Here is a 16,159-nt window from a genome sequence, read left to right on the forward strand (position 1 = left end):
CGACGGTCGGTTAATCATACGCGAGTGACGTTGAAAAATTCAAAAGAACGTGAAAAAACATTCACCGCAATATTGAAAAAATTCTGATATCATGTTATATTTTAGTTGATAGATTTATGAAAAAGACCGTTGATCCCGTGAGCCGCTTGACTGTTCGGCAAACGAAGGATCGGATGATGGTTTTCGGAAAGGCAGGATGATTTGATGAAAAGAATGTTGAGAAAAGCCCTTGCGGTTTTTCTTTCTGTTATCATGGCGGGTTCTGTTTGTATGATCGGCGTCTCTGCCGAAGGCGCAGCGCCCGATTCCGACAGCACCTACTACAAAGGCGCTTTCTATTATCATCCCGGTATTGGTGAGGTTAATTCCGGTGAAGAGCATGTGGAGGTCTATACCTATACGGATGATTATTTCAAGAAGTCCGGAAGGGACTATGATGAGCACCTCGCCACTCTGAGCTTTGCGCTGGCGACCGCATCTGCCGGCAGTACCAGAGAGCCCAATACGGAAGATGGCTATCGGAACAAGAGTCGTAACGCGGTCGCGTTTTTGGAGGATACCGGTTTTTCCGGGATATCCTACAACCATGATTATACCATCAAGCCCACCAAGGATACAATGGGCGTAGCCTGTGCGCAAAAGCAGATCATCGAGAACGGTAAACCGTATACGCTTCTGGTCATCTTGCCGCGCAGTGCCAATTATGAGGCGGAATGGGGCAATAACTTTGTCCTCGGCACCGACGGTAATGCCGCGGGATTTGATACCGGCGCCGAAACGTGCCTTGCGTTCGCAAAGGACTATATCGCGGAAAAGGCGATCAGCGGTGATATCAAGGTCTGGACGACCGGCTTCAGCCGCGGCGCTGCGATCGCTGATCTGATCGCGGCAAAGCTGATCGATGATCCTCAGAGATATCTGGGCGATACCGTCGCGCTGACGTCCGACAACCTATATGCTTATACCGGCGCTGCACCGAGCGCGGCGGATGTTGATAACGATCCGCGTAACGAGAAATACGCCGGTATCTTCAACGGCTATCTGGAGACTGATCTTGCCGCCGCAATGGCGCCTGTGGATATGGGATTTGCGCGCTATGGCACCGACCGCGTGTTGTATCAAGCGGAGAATTACGATAAGATGCTCGCTAATCTCGCGATCTCCAACGAGGCTGTCTATTCGGAATACACCACTTCTGCTAACCCCAAATACTTCCATCCGAAAAGACTCAGTCTCGTGAATGGCTCGATCGGTCTTGTAGATGATAACAACTCCTATATCCCGAACGACGCGAAGGTGTATTTGCAGGGATTATGTACCTATCTGACTCAGATCACCGGCGGCAGAGAAGAATACGCGAGAACCTATGAACAGCCGTTATCGGATCTGATCGCTTACTATGAATCACTGTCGAGCGATGAGAGTGCCGCCATGACGGCGTCGATCACCGGCAACGAAAAGAGCTTGTACCTTGCGGTGGCGCTGTATACCTACTATATTCTTAAAAAAGATGAAGGGCAAAAGGAATTTACCGCGGAACAGATCAGACAAATCGTAACGCAACTTGCGGGAATCGTCGCAGCCAGAAATGATTCCGGCAATACCGGTATCAACGCGGCGGCTTTTGCCAAAGCGTCTGTTTTACTCGCCACCTTCCTGCTTCTCGACGCTGATACGGTCAAGGGATACGCTGCCGGATTCCTCGGCGATGTACTGAAAGGCGCGATGACGGCTTCCGGCGCGACACAGGAGGAGTTGGACAGCGTGACCGATACAGAATCATGCCTTGCGTTGACCCATTTTCTTTCTCACCTGGTCTTCGGCAATATCTGGCAGAGTGATGAGCACAGAGCGCTGAATCCTAACAACGATCAGATCAGAGCTGCCGCAACGCTGATCGGTAATTTGTCGAACCTTTCTGTCGACCATGCGAACGAGATCATTATTTCATGGCTCAAGACGGAGGATCACTACTATGATGATTATACCGCTCTTACCCCTGCGCAGCTGGCAGGCTACCGCCGCGTCTATGTCAGCGCGTCCGATGATACGGCGTTCAACGGAAGTATCACCGACGCGGACGGCAAGGATATCGCTGTGGTGGAAAACGGCGTTGTGAAAAACAGCGCCGATAAATGGATCGGTTTCACTCAGACGGACAACGGCGGATTCTTCCGTATCCCTGCGGATCAGGACATTTCCATCCGATTGAACACTGTTCGATCCGCGGCTGTTACCGTCAGCATCGGCGAATATGAGCTCTATGACGCGAAAACGTCGATGCTGTTTGATCAAAGTGTAAACGCAAAAGCGACTGATACGGTCATCATTTCTCTTCCCACTGTCAGCCGAAACGAGATGCCGTCCGATACGGCGTATTCCGTGACGGTGATCCCCGGCGGTGAGGGCAGCAATATCCTGGGCGACGCGGATATGAACGGTACGGTCGAGATGATCGACGCTACCTGGATCCTTCGCCACAACGCGGGGTTTATCACTCTCTCGGATGACGCGCTCGCGCTCTGCGACGTTGATAAGGATGAGTCGGTCGCGATCATGGATGTGACCGCGATCCAGCGCTATATCAGTCATCTGAAAGCGCCCGAGGGAATCGGAGAACCGATCGCGTAATTGAAACGATAGGGTAGACGCTTCTCTGAGAATCATCAAATAAGAATCAACGTGATATTGAAAAAGCCTGATCTTCGGATCAGGCTTTTCTGTGTGTTTACTTTTTCTTGAAACAGTGTTTATCAAAGGCGGGGTTAAAGGCATAGAAGTTCTTGCTGTCGAGCTTGTCGGTCAACAGACGCAGATTCTCACCGAACCGCTGGTAATGCACGACCTCTCTTGCTCTGAGGAAGCGGATCGGATCGATCACATCGGGGTCGTCGCAGAAGCGCAGGATGTTGTCATAGGTGGTACGCGCTTTTTGCTCCGCGGCTAAGCTCTCGTGCAGATCGGTGATCGGATCACCCTTGCTGGCGATCGCAAACGCGTCGAAGGGTACGCCTGCCGCCGAATTGGGGTAGATACCGGTGGTGTGGTCGACAAAGTAGGCGTCGAACCCTGCCTTTTTGATATCATCCTCACTGAGGTTGCGCGTCAGCTGATAGACGATCGCGCCGATCATCTCCAGATGGTTCAGCTCCTCGGTGCCTACCGAAGACCCTCAATACAGAAAAACGAGCGATTTTAATGCGAATTCAGAATTAAAATGGCTTGAAATCCTAAAAACCTATCAATTATACTGCTACACACGTAAGAATTACAAAATTATCCGTAATGCAGGGGAGAGGGACAAGCATAAGACAAAGGTGTTCACTGTAAGCGTACATGCGGTATAGATAATAAGATAATTTCCCAATAATATAATATCGAAGTGAACATTCGACTTGTAGTGACAATGTATTGACAAACAGCTATAAATCGGTTATACTAAGTTACAGAATAACAGAAAGGGGAGATACAATGAGTATGAACGTTGCAAGTGCACCCAAGACGTCTACCTTTCAGGCGAGAATCAACCCCGAAGTCAAAAAGGAAGTCGAAGGAATATTAGCTGACTGCGGTTTGACCTTGACCGAGGCTTTCAATGCCTTCCTGCAGCAGACGTTGAATGTCGGAGGTTTACCGTTCCTCTTGACTAAGGACGGCGATAAAGTGCTCAGAGAACAGGCAATCGCGCTTTTGATGGCTGAGCTGAAAGCGGGCGAGGATTCCGCCAAATCGGAAAGCGATTGGGTCTCGGAAGAAGATATGCTCGCTGAGTTTGGGTTGAACACATGAAGCTGATCTATTCGCCTCAGGCGAGAGTTGACCTCAGAGAGATAAAAGCATATATCCGTGACAATCTCCAAAACCCGACAGCAGCTGAGAATGTGACACAGAAGATACTCAAGAGTTGTTCACTGTTAAAGGAGAACCCTTTGCTCGGAGCTGAACTGAGCGGAAAAGTTGACAGAGAGACGGATTTGCGTTACTTGATCATCAATCAGCATATCGCGTTTTACAAAGTCGACGACAGCGTGATTCGTGTGATCCGTATCCGTGACGCGAGAACAAACTATATGCATATCATTTTCAAATAGACAAAAGACAAAGGAGCTGCGCGTTGCGTGGCTCCTATTCACATATGCTTCTAAAGGTTGAGATGATCACAATAACCCCCGATAACCCCTTGCGCTATGACAAAGGGGTTATCGGCTTTTCTATGTCGGTTGGCATTTATCTATGGAGGTTTGATTGATGATAACCAGCCTACTATGTACAAATTGCCTAAATATCGTTACAGGATTTTGGATTGCACGACCTGCCGAAATATGGTAGAATTATAGTGCGACATAATTTCATATTATTTACGTAAGATAATAGTATGCATTTTTGCTTTTATCAAGGTAAAAATGCATGCTCTGTAGTCATACTTGTCTTACGTAAAGCATGTATTGAAATTGTGTCGCAGCAATCATCGGAGCATAGCGTTTTTCGTGCGTCAGCTTCGGTTGGCGCACTTTTTTTGTAGGAGGGACGGCAATGAAAAGAATATTATCCCTACTGTTAGTGTTCGTTATCACAATCGGTTGTTTCAGCGGAACAATTGTTTCTGTCAATGCTATTACAGACTACACCACCGGAGAGACAGAAGACGGTATCGGTTATAGCATCGATAACGAAACCGATGAGCTGACTGTTACATATGCGGATTTCAGCACAACCGATTTGGTAATCCCCGCTTATATTGACGGTCATCCCGTAACTGCTATCGGAGATAACCTTTTGAACGATACGCCTAATCCCAATTTGAAGAGTGTAGTGATCCCGGATACGGTTAAGAGAATCGGGTTTTATGCTTTTGGCAATTGCATCAACCTTGAATCTGTTGTCATGTCGGAAAACATTGAATATGTAGAAGACTATGCTTTTATGAATACAGCGCTGACCAATAATACCGATAAATGGGTAGATGGATCCCTATACATGGGCAAATTCTTGTACGGCGTATCACCGGATTATTCAGGTGAGTTTGTTGTAAAAGACGGCACAAGAGTAATCGGCAATTATTGCTTCGGCGGTAATAATCGATATGGCTGTCAGAAGATTACCAAAATTATTATTCCCGATACGGTTATTCAAATTGGATTGTTTGCATTTTATAATTGCAAAAGACTTACTTCAATCGATATACCTTCATCGGTTCGATATATTGGAAATTTTGCTTTCGGAAATTGTTCCAACCTCTCAACAATAAATATTGATACTTCAAAGCTAACCTATGTAGGTGAAACGATTGTCAGCAACACACCGTTTTATTACAATGAGGCTAATTGGCAAGATGATGTTCTCTATTTAGGGACAGCAGCGCTTTGCGGAAAGAACACGATCTCAGATTTAAAAATCAAGGAAGGAACAGAGATTGTTGCCGACTATGCGTTTGCGTGTAATGACAATATCGTCTCTGTCAGTTTACCGAGCAGTTTGAGAATAATCTGTCAGCTTGCTTTTGATGATTTGCATAGTCTGTCGGCTATCGAGTTGCCCGATGGACTGGAGTATATTGCAAACAATGCCTTTGATGGATGTGATCAGCTGACGGAACTTGATATTCCCGAGAGCGTAAATTACATTGGTCTGTTTGCGTTTAACCGTACAGACAAGCTTGAAAAGCTGATCATCAGAAATCCTGAATGTACCATTATTAATAATCACGAAGAATACGCAGGTGGAGCATACTCCGTTAATCCGAATACAACAGTGTATGGCGAGGATGGCTCCACAGCAGAAACCTTCGCGAATAATAACGGCGTGAATTTTGTGACGCTGTTCTCAGAATCAGGAACAACCGGTAGTAGGTGTGCGTGGACATTTGATAATGTATCGGGAACTCTTACAATAAGAAATACAAGTACATATTATGATAGTATAAGTAATTATTCATACGGAAAAGCTCCTTGGTTTTCTTTCAGAGAATCAATAAAAACGGTTATTGTTGAGGGAAGGGTATCTTCCGTTGGTGCAAATGCTTTTGCAGGCTGTAATTCACTTGAATACGTTTATATGCCCGAAGTAAATAAGGTTGGCGATTCAGCATTTGAAGGATGTGCTTCTCTAAAGAGCGTGGAATTATCCTCAAAAAACAATAGCGGCGCAAGTATTGGGAAAAACGCATTTTCCTTCTGTACTTCGTTGACGAAAATCGTTATTCCGTTTTCAAGCGTAACAATAGGTGAAAAAGCGTTTTACTATTGCGAGAATTTGAATACACTGGGGATATATAACTATCTCACCATTGGAGATAATGCTTTTTCATACTGTTCAAATCTTTCTTCCATTTATATGCTAAACAACGGGGGTTCGTTCTCAGGCACTATTTCTAACAACGCCTTTACCGGTGTTAAAGCAGATGTGTATTGTTATCTGAGTAATACTTCCTACCTACAGAAAAGCAGATTTGGCGGAGAATTCACATATCCTACTGATACGTCAGGGCTACTGGGATACAACGCTTACTGGAATTATGATCAGTCGAATGAAATACTAACTATAAGCGGTACAGGTAAACTGTTTGAATATACATCCGGAGCAGACCTACCGTGGATGAAACAAAACTATAGCAGCAGTAGGTCGTTTGGCAGCGACATAAAGAAGATCATTATCGAGGACGGCATAACAGAGATACCATCATATTCTTTTGAATATATGGGTAATGTTGAATCCGTTTCACTACCGAATACTTTACTGCGTCTCGAACCTAACGCTTTCAACGATTGCGAATCATTAACAGAGATTACACTTCCTGCTTCGCTGGAATATGTTGGCGGGAGGTATTATTGGTACAGATGTCCCAACCTCAATGATGTATACTACATCGGAACAGAAGAAGAGTGGAACGAAATATATGATTTGACGAATTCGAATTCTTCTTATCGTATTACCCCTCATTTCCTCGTTTATCATCCTGCGACGCAATCCTGTAGTGCAGCAGGTTATCCGGCGCACTATGAGTTCGACGGTACGGAGAATCACACATTTTATGACATTAACAAAGTAGCGATCCCTACTCCCGAACCGAGTAAGCTCGATCATCACTTTAACGGTTATTGGACAAAGGACGCAACCAGCCATTGGCATACCTGTACGCTTTGCGGAACAGCCATCTCAGACAAAGCCGAGCACGTATACGACAATGCTTGTGATGAAATCTGCAATATTTGCGGATACATAAGAACGATCGAGCATGATTACTCAGCATATTATGCCTTTGATGATAACTCACATTGGAGATACTGTACTGTTTGCGGAGATAAGACCGACATGGGGACACACGATTGGGATGACGGTGAGGTTACAAAAGAACCAACCTGCACGGATACAGGGATAAGAACCTATACCTGCTCCGTTTGCCATAAGACGAAGACGGAAACAATTGAAGCAACCGGACACACTCCTGTTATTGATGAAGCCAAAGCTCCGACTTGTACTGAAACTGGCTTAACCGAGGGCAGTCACTGTTCTGTTTGTAGCACTGTTATCACAGCACAGGAAATCATTCCCGCGACCGGACACACATCAGTAATAGACGCTGCTAAGGCGCCGACGTGTACCAAAACCGGCTTAACCGAAGGAAGTCACTGCTCAGTATGTAGCGAGGTGCTTGTTGCTCAGGAGATTATTCCTGTCCTCGGACATGATTGGTCGACAGGCATTATCACATTCAGTCCGGACGGGAAAACAGCTAATGCTTTCCGAGTCTGCAAAAGAGACCACGATCATACCGAAACCGTAGCTTGTCTGGTGACAAATGAAGTCGAAAACCCGGCAACCTGTACAGAGGACGGAAAGACGAAATACTCTGCGCTTGCTGTGTTCAGCGATGGAACGGAGTTATCCGACTCCCTTATTCTCACCGATATTAAGGCAACAGGTCACCATTATGAAAGCTCAGTGACGCCTCCGACTTGCACTAAGGGAGGATTTACGACATATACCTGCTCAGTCTGTGGGGACAGCTATGATGATGACTTTGTAGTTGCTCTTGAACATGACTGGGATGAGGGTAAGGTTACCAAGGAACCTACCTGCACTGAACAAGGCGTAAAGACATTCACCTGTAAGCGTGATAATACTCACACCTATACCGAACCGATCAACGCCCTCAGACACAGTTACGAAAGCGTCGTTACGCCTCCTACCTGCACCGAAAGGGGATATACAACGCATACCTGTTCCAGATGCAGCGACAGTTATGTGGATTCATATGTCAAAGCCCTCGGTCATGACTGGGATGAAGGTAAGGTTACCAAAGAACCTACCTGTACGGAACAAGGTGTGAGAACGTACACATGCAAGCATGATAATACTCACACCTATACCGAGCCGATCAACGCCCTCGGACACAATTACGAAAGCGTTGTGACGCCTCCTACCTGCACAGAAAAGGGCTACACAACGCATACCTGTTCAAGATGTAATGACAGTTATGTGGATTCATATGTCAACGCAAACGGTCACAGCTGGAACGAAGGCGTTATCACCACTGAGCCTGATTGTACCCACAACGGCGTTAAGACATTTACCTGTTCGGAATGCGGTGAAACAAGAGAAGAAGTTGTAGAATCCCCGGGCCATCAGTGGGATGAAGGTACGGTCACCAAAGAGCCGACCTATCACGAGACAGGTGAAATGACTTATACCTGTAGCGTGTGTAAAGCGACAAGGACAGAGATTCTTCCCTGCCTCGAAAAGAGAGGATCGTTCGTCGTATCCAACGAAACAGTCAGAGCCGGTGATGAAGTTCAGGTCAAGATCTATATCGACAAGAATCCGGGAATCACTGCGCTGAGTATTGATGTCGCTTTCCCCGATGAACTGACGCTTACCGAGATCCGTTATACCGATCTGCTTTCTTCAAAGCCGAGCAACTCAAAGGATTACAAGAGCCCGCTGACCATTTCTTGGCTGTCGACGAGTTCTGCCGACGAGGATGGTACCGGACTGTTTGCTACCCTGACCTTTACCGCGGACATCAATGCCGAAGCAACCGATTACACCGTCAGAATATCTTATAAAGCGGATAACATCGTCGACAGTACGCTGGATAATATTCCCTTTGATATTGAAAACGGAACGGTCAGCGTTCAGAGACCGACGCCCGGTGACGTCAACCGCGACGGTGCGATCAACATGAAGGATATCGTATTGACACAGCAGTTCATTAACCACTGGGATGTTCATATCGTTGAGAGGGCAGCTGACGTTAATGATGACGGCGATATCAACATGAAGGATCTGGTCATCCTCCAGCAGTATATCAACGGTTGGGAGGTTGAGCTGAAATGATGAAAGCAAGTAAAAGACTGTTTGCAATTATATTGTCATTCCTCATCATCCTGTCCGTTACTGCCGTAACCGTTAACGCAGACAGCGAACCTCGCTTTGAATTGACAAAGGCGTATGGCGATCCCGGAGAAACCGTCCAGATCGAACTGAAAATCTGCGATAATCCCGGAATCACCGCGCTCAGCGTATCGATAGGATATTCCGCTGACGATCTGGAACTGATCAGCGTTGATAACGGAGGTTTGTTCGAAACCCCGATTTCTTTAGGAATGCTGACTGTCAATCCTTTTACAGTATCGTGGTATGCGAGCGATTCCGGTAATAAGACCGATAACGGTACGGTAGCTGTAATTACGTTCAGGATCCGTGAAGGAGCAGAGGATTCTCCTATAACCGTCACCTATAACCCTGAGAACGTCTTTGACAATACGCTTCAAAATAAAACCTTTGCTACCGTCAACGGTATGGTCGGTATCGGTGAGGAACCGATAGGACCTCCGAAGCCTTACTTCCTCGGTGATGCTGACGGTAACGGAGAGCTTGAATCGGTCGATGCAACATTTATTCAACGCTGTATCGCACAGATCCCGACTCCATACACAAAGGCAGAATTGATGCGCGGTGACGTTGACGGCAGCGGTGATCTGGAGCTGACCGATGTGACAGCGATCCAATACTATCTGTGTCATTTGAAAACACCTTATCCGATCGGCGAGACCATATCATAAAACTGAATCATGATATCGACAGCGGGACAGAGCGATCTGTCCCGCTGTTTCATGCGCATAAAGAGTATCGATAATACTTGAGTTTTTTGCACTGAGACGCCGAGGTATCATTACTCGGTCAACAGCTGTATGCCAGAGCATGCGGCTGTTAACCGCAGAACCTAGCAGACCGTTGCATTTTTGTGGCGGTCTGTAATCTTTTTTACCGTGTCAATCATAGATACAGCAGTTTCATGTTTGATGATATGGAATAGAGAATAGGGTAGATTATACTTAACAAATAACGAAATGGCTTTAAATAGCCGTTTCTTTAAAAAAACTGTTAAAACAGTCGAAACCGAACATAGAACATCACTTTTAACTGTTTTAACAATTTTTTTGAAAAAAGCGCATAAATAAGCCAAAGTAGATAATCTCCAAGCAGTGGTTTTGTGTTGCCTTTTTATGATACGTTCAGCTTCTTCAAGAGCAGTTTTGCGGCTCTGGCTTTATTGAAGAGTAATAATTCATTATCTTAATCAAATTCCTTTTGTATTGATAACCGTTTGTAATTCTATCGCCTTATTCCGAAAGGCTGTATATTTCTTTTCCGGTATCGGCAGCTCGGTACCGTCGGTCAGCGTTACCTTGAAGCGACGGATATTCCGGATATACTGCGGATTGACGAGATAGCTCTGATGACACCGCAGGAACAAGCGGCTGTTTTTTTTCTCCAGCGCGGTGATCGTTGCCATGACCTCGACAGCCCCCTCCGTCGTGATCAGGATACTATGCTTGCCGCCGTGAGCCGCCTCGACGCGGATGATCGTGTCGGACAGGAAAAAGTAATCCGATCGGTCAAGTCCGTGAAAGTGGATGCGCTCTCCACCGCGGTTCAATGCCGTGTCCGATCGATGTGTTTCGCGGAAGTTGGTAGGATAGATCACATCATTCTCGTGTTTAGCGTGAGGATTTGAGATATGACAGAGCAGGAAGGGTGATGTCCTTAGCGGAAAAATCAAAACTGAATAGGATACAGAAAAGCTGTCTTGGCAATCCAGGCGGCTTTAATCTTGGTACTGAAAAATAAAGTAAGATTACAAACCCGTATACCCACTTGCAGCCTTGCAATCTTGCAACCTTAGAAATCGGAAAGGATTGAAAACTTAATACCCTTACGCGGGGAAAATATTACCGCACATTAACAAAGAATAAACACGATTGGATTTTGTGGGCGGCTGTCAGATAACAGACGCCTTCAGCACAATTTCATTCTTCTCCCGTCAACTATCAGCCGTTCCTCATTCTGCATCCTGCCGATTTCGCGTGAAAGCGCGCTGCGGTTTACGCCGAGGTATTCGGCGAGTGCGGTTTGTGTGAATGGGATTTTTACAAACCCGTTCTTATCCTTGGGTAAGGTGCCGAGATAAATAAGTATCCTGTCACGCAGACTTTTCTGACTGAGTATCCTGACCTTTTGATTCAGGATAAGATTCTTGCGGGCAAGACTTTTTATCAGGTTCTCAGCAAGAACAACAAGAATCGGTGAGTGAACATCAGATTGATAAATCGCTGCCAAATCAACAAACAGAATAATACAATCCTCAACAGCTCTGACTTGTACAGGGCTGTTTTTTGCATCGTTGATAACTAAGGCTTCACCGAACAGATAACCGCCTGTGAAAGTGTGCATCGTGATTTGATCATAGTTTTCGTTCTGAAAGGAGCTTTCAATCTTGCCCTTTAGCAACAGTCCCGCGTTTTGCAAAACACCACCGAGCTGTACGATGAAATCATCCTTTTTGACTTTTTTAATACGACCGTTCAATAGCTTAATTGCTTCGGGTAATTGCTCGTCATTAATACCGTCGAAAAGATAGCATTTGCGTATGGAATACAAGTATTCTTGGTTGGTAATCACGATCATCACCTCATTCTTAGAATATCACAAAAATGTTGCTGTGGCAACAGAAGTTTTCTGAAAAATGGTTTATTCTATCCTCAAGAGGTGAAGAACATGATTAGAAAGATTATCAAAATAAATGAAGAAAAATGCAACGGCTGCGGAGCGTGCGCCAATGCGTGCCACGAAGGAGCGATCGAGATGGTAAACGGCAAGGCAAAGCTGACGCGCGAAAATTTCTGCGACGGCTTCGGCGATTGTTTACCCAACTGTCCTACAGGAGCAATTACATTTGAGGAGCGCGAAGCCCCCGAATATGACGAAAAAGCGGTCAAAGCCGCGCAGGAGGAAAAGAAGATGACAGAGCATAAACATAACAGAGGATGCCCCGGCTCAAGATTTATGACATTAGATAAGCCGGAGATCGAAGAAGCACCCGCACTGACAGGCAAGCCCGTATCAAGGCTCAATCAATGGCCTGTTCAAATCAAGCTGCTGCCGACTCAGGCTCCTTTCTATGACGGCGCGAAGCTGTTGATTGCCGCCGACTGCACCGCCTACGCATACGCGAATATGCACGAGGACTTTATGAAAGGCAAAGTCACAATTATCGGCTGTCCGAAGCTCGATATGGTGGACTACACCGAAAAGCTGACCGAGATCATCAAGAACAATGATATAAAGAGCGTTACGATCGTCAGAATGGAAGTTCCCTGCTGCGGAGGTTTGCAGAGAGCCGCAGAAAACGCACTTAAAAACAGCGGGAAATTCATTTCGTGGCAGGTCGTAACCATTACAAGAGACGGAAAGATATTAGATTAAGGAGGATGCTATGAGCTACGCAGATTGGAAAGATAAAACGACCGATTTCAAGAAAATCGACGTAAGAGGTATTCAGGGCAACTTCTTTCAGGGCTTGAAGAAACAGGCGATAAATACCCCTGTCGGAGAGGGCTTGGAGATCGTCCAGAGCTTTGATCCGATCCCCCTCTATGATGTAATGGAAGGCTTAGGGTTTGAGCACCACACCGAACAGGTCAACGAAAACGAGTTTCACGCTTATTTCTATCGCAGCGAAAACCAAGAAGATACCGGCGATATTCCGATGCGCCCCGCGGCTCTTACCAATATGCCGCTGATTGACGAGGAACTCGGCAAGGTTGCGGTACAATTCTGGGATCTGACTTGGAACGACGGCAAGCGTCATCTGCCGTATGAGATCCGACTGCTCCTCTCGCTTACAAATGCTGTCGGCGCAGGCAGGATGCGTCAGGCTACCAGAGAACTTGTCAAGGCATACATTCACGGATTGAATTCCGCAGCGCTCGACGATGTATTTGAGCTGTTTGCGTGGAATCAGGGTATCGGATATTTCAGCTCCGAGATCGGACCTTCAACGCTGTTCGCCGCATACAAGACCATCAAGAATATGGAACGCAAAGGCAAGAGTCGTGAGGATATAGCCGCTGTGCTTATGGAAAAATTCGGAGAGAAGAATCCCGATGTAAAGGTAATGTAGTATGAACGAAAAGACAGGCGCGGTATTCAGTATCGCAGAGGACAATCAGCCCGTAGCAGGCTGCACCATTTCAAAAGAAGTTTACGCAAGCGGACAAGACTACATCTCATATTTCTCGCTTGCACAGGACACCGACATCAGCGCAGAGATCTATAACTATCATAAGCTGTTGATTCTTCACGAGGGCAGTATGGAGGTCTTTACCGATAAACAGGTATGGACATTGAACGAGGGTAAAGCACTCCTCACGCCTACGGAGATACCTGTCGGTATGAGAACAGGCACAAAGGCAATTTACACAGAAATATCTATCAGGAGGAACACTATGAATAACGCGGTCAAAGCAGGAGAGGTTTTTAAGTTAGCAGAGCTTATTCCGTATCAGGATGGCAAAATCATCAATATGGACGTCGCTCATAACGAGAAGATGAAGTTTGTTATTATGAGCTTCGACGAAGGCACGGGACTTGCCGAACACGCCGCGCCCGGTGAAGCGCTGATCTTCGCTCTCGACGGCAAGGGCGTTATTGGCTACGAAGGCAAGGCGCATCCGATTCAGGCAGGCGAGAATTTCAAATTCGCCGCAGGAGGTAAGCATTGGGTAAAAGCAGACGGCAAATTCAAGATGGCGCTGCTTATGACATTGGAGTGATTGATATGAGAGTTTGTATGAAAAGAGAGGATTGTATCGGCTGTCAGTTCTGCACAGATGTTGCACCTGACGTGTTCAGAATGAACGGCGAATCAGCAGAATGCTTCGGCGATGTAACCGAAAGCAACATAGACGCGGCAACAGAGGCGGCGGAAGGCTGTCCTGTAGGCGCAATTGAAATAGAATAAAATAACACACAACTCAAAGGAGAGATAACTATGGTAGAAATGAACAGCAGAAAAGCCGCTATCATCGGCTGTGGATTTGTAGGCTCGGCTTCGGCGTTTGCGCTTATGGAAAGCCACCTGTTTTCGGAAATCGTACTCATCGACGCGGATAAGAACAGAGCTGAGGGAGAAGCTCTCGATATCAGCCATGGACTTCCGTTCTCAAAGCCTATGCAGATTTACGCAGGCACATATGAGGACATCAGCGACGCTGCGGTAGTTATCGTAACCGCAGGAGCGGGACAAAAACCCGGCGAAACAAGGCTCGACCTCGTTAAGAAAAACGTTGCGATCTTCAAGTCGATTATTCCTGAAATAGCCAAGTACAACAAAGACGGAATATTGCTTGTTGTTGCTAACCCCGTAGATATTCTGACCTACGTCGCAAAACAGCTCAGCGGATTTCCGTCAAACAGAGTATTCGGTTCGGGTACCGTACTTGATACCGCAAGACTGAAATATCTGCTCAGTGAACACCTCGGCGTTGACAGCAGAAGTATCCACGCCTTCATTATCGGCGAACACGGCGACAGCGAGATTGCCGCTTGGAGTAGCGCCAATGTTTCGGGCGTTCCGCTTCACAAGTTCTGTGAGATGCGCGGACATTACAACCATACAAGGGCAACAAGAGAAATAGCTGAAGGCGTAAAGAACAGCGCCTATGAGATTATCGAAAAGAAAAAAGCGACCTATTACGGAATCGCAATGTCGGTACGCAGAATCTGTGAAGCAATCGTCAGAGATGAGAAATCCATCCTTCCTGTTTCGAGCATTCAGAACACCGAGGAGATTAACGGTGTAGCGCTCAGTATGCCCGCCATCGTAGGTAAGCAAGGCGTTGAGGGTACTGTGCCGATAGAACTTAATGCCGAAGAAAAGGCGGCTCTTAAGGAATCCGCCGACACCTTAAAGGCAGTATTACACGATGTATTGGAGTGAGATATGTGAAAAGATATTTTGATTTAAACGGCAGAACAGCCATTGTGACAGGTTGTTCAACAGGCTTGGGAGTTCAAATGGCAAAGGCGCTCGCCAATCAGGGAGCGAACATTGTCGCCCTTGCCAGACGGCAGGACAAATTAGAAGCTGTCGCAAAGGAAATCAACAAGCAGTTCGGCGTAGATACACTCGCCGTCAAATGCGACATTACGGATACCGAAGCTGTCAAAGCGGCGGTACAGCAGGCGCTTGACCGTTTTGGAAGAATTGATATTCTGATCAACAACGCGGGAACGGGAGCTATTGCCCCGGCAGAGGACATCACGGACGAACAGTTTGCAAACGAAGTGAACGTCGATTTGTTCGGTACTTTCAAGGTCGCTCGTGAGGTTGCAAAGCAGGCGATGATTCCACAGAAATACGGCAGGATCATCAACATCGCTTCAATGTATGGCTTGGTTGGCAACAAGATTGCGGGATCTTCTCCGTATCACGCAGCTAAAGGCGGCGTAGTGAATCTCACAAGAGCGCTTGCGGCTGAGTGGGGTAAATACGGTATTACTGTTAACGCAATCTGTCCCGGATACTTCTACACACCACTCACAAAGGAAACTCTCGACACACCTTCTTTTAAAGCATATGCTGACACAGTTATTCCTGCCGAGCGTTACGGCGAAGAAGGCGAACTTGATACAGCCGCAATCTTCCTTGCTTCCGACAAGACAGCTTATGTCAACGGTATTATGTTGCCCGTCGATGGAGGATATACCTGCGTATAATAAGGAAACATAGAGCATAACATCTATTTTCTCCGTTATCCATCTAACTTACGCCATTTACGCCAACCTTACGCCAAACGATGCAGAAAGTTGTGCA

13 protein-coding genes and 1 pseudogene are annotated in these 16,159 nt (G+C 46.5%); 11 read left to right on the forward strand and 3 right to left on the reverse strand.

Annotated features, from left to right (window positions below):
- Positions 1–204: 204 nt before the first annotated feature.
- Entirely contained in the window at positions 205–2,631 is a 2,427-nt protein-coding gene (locus tag JKK62_RS02300) for a dockerin type I repeat-containing protein (protein ID WP_201426789.1), read from the forward strand.
- A gap of 97 nt (positions 2,632–2,728) precedes the next feature.
- Here JKK62_RS02300 and JKK62_RS02305 read toward each other — a convergent pair.
- A pseudogene (locus JKK62_RS02305) lies at positions 2,729–3,169 on the reverse strand (manganese catalase family protein); the annotation flags it as partial.
- A 302-nt stretch (positions 3,170–3,471) separates the two neighbouring features.
- Between JKK62_RS02305 and JKK62_RS02310 the strand changes: the two are divergent.
- From JKK62_RS02310 to JKK62_RS02325, 4 genes are all read left to right on the forward strand, one after another.
- Positions 3,472–3,789 carry a type II toxin-antitoxin system RelB/DinJ family antitoxin gene (locus JKK62_RS02310; RefSeq protein ID WP_201426790.1) on the forward strand — a complete coding sequence of 106 codons (318 nt, stop codon included), beginning with the start codon at positions 3,472–3,474 and terminating at the stop codon, positions 3,787–3,789.
- Positions 3,786–4,091 carry a type II toxin-antitoxin system RelE/ParE family toxin gene (locus JKK62_RS02315; protein WP_201426791.1) on the forward strand — a complete coding sequence of 102 codons (306 nt, stop codon included), beginning with the start codon at positions 3,786–3,788 and terminating at the stop codon, positions 4,089–4,091. Before JKK62_RS02310 ends, JKK62_RS02315 begins: the two co-directional genes overlap by 4 nt.
- A gap of 442 nt (positions 4,092–4,533) precedes the next feature.
- Positions 4,534–9,336, forward strand: a complete 4,803-nt coding sequence (locus tag JKK62_RS02320; RefSeq protein ID WP_201426792.1) for a leucine-rich repeat protein — start codon at positions 4,534–4,536, stop codon at positions 9,334–9,336.
- On the forward strand, positions 9,333–10,064 hold the full coding sequence (locus JKK62_RS02325; protein WP_201426793.1) for a cohesin domain-containing protein: 732 nt from the start codon (positions 9,333–9,335) through the stop codon (positions 10,062–10,064). The genes JKK62_RS02320 and JKK62_RS02325 overlap by 4 nt, the downstream gene beginning before the upstream one ends.
- A 518-nt stretch (positions 10,065–10,582) precedes the next feature.
- Here the strand turns inward: JKK62_RS02325 and JKK62_RS02330 are convergent.
- A complete protein-coding gene (locus JKK62_RS02330) occupies positions 10,583–10,990 on the reverse strand; it encodes a LytR/AlgR family response regulator transcription factor (RefSeq protein ID WP_316618532.1) in 408 nt (135 codons plus the stop codon).
- A 311-nt stretch (positions 10,991–11,301) separates the two neighbouring features.
- Positions 11,302–11,964, reverse strand: coding sequence for a Crp/Fnr family transcriptional regulator (locus tag JKK62_RS02335; protein ID WP_201426794.1), 663 nt, complete (start codon positions 11,962–11,964; stop codon positions 11,302–11,304).
- Positions 11,965–12,060: 96 nt separating this feature from the next.
- Here JKK62_RS02335 and JKK62_RS02340 point away from each other — a divergent pair, with 96 nt between their 5' ends.
- The 6 genes from JKK62_RS02340 to JKK62_RS02365 are packed head-to-tail and all read left to right on the forward strand — an operon-like array spanning position 12,061 to position 16,062.
- Positions 12,061–12,768 carry a 4Fe-4S dicluster domain-containing protein gene (locus JKK62_RS02340; RefSeq protein ID WP_201426795.1) on the forward strand — a complete coding sequence of 236 codons (708 nt, stop codon included), beginning with the start codon at positions 12,061–12,063 and terminating at the stop codon, positions 12,766–12,768.
- Between the two features lie 10 nt (positions 12,769–12,778).
- Entirely contained in the window at positions 12,779–13,465 is a 687-nt protein-coding gene (locus JKK62_RS02345; protein ID WP_201426796.1) for a DUF2249 domain-containing protein, read from the forward strand.
- A gap of 1 nt (position 13,466) precedes the next feature.
- Complete coding sequence (locus JKK62_RS02350) at positions 13,467–14,117, forward strand: cupin domain-containing protein (RefSeq protein WP_201426797.1); 651 nt, start codon at positions 13,467–13,469, stop codon at positions 14,115–14,117.
- A 17-nt stretch (positions 14,118–14,134) separates the two neighbouring features.
- A complete protein-coding gene (locus tag JKK62_RS02355; protein WP_201426798.1) occupies positions 14,135–14,305 on the forward strand; it encodes a ferredoxin in 171 nt (56 codons plus the stop codon).
- Positions 14,306–14,335: 30 nt separating this feature from the next.
- Positions 14,336–15,283, forward strand: coding sequence for an L-lactate dehydrogenase (locus JKK62_RS02360; RefSeq protein ID WP_201426799.1), 948 nt, complete (start codon positions 14,336–14,338; stop codon positions 15,281–15,283).
- Between the two features lie 5 nt (positions 15,284–15,288).
- Positions 15,289–16,062, forward strand: coding sequence for an SDR family oxidoreductase (locus JKK62_RS02365; RefSeq protein ID WP_201426800.1), 774 nt, complete (start codon positions 15,289–15,291; stop codon positions 16,060–16,062).
- Positions 16,063–16,159: the final 97 nt, after the last annotated feature.

The sequence above is a fragment of the Ruminococcus difficilis genome (genome assembly GCF_016680995.1).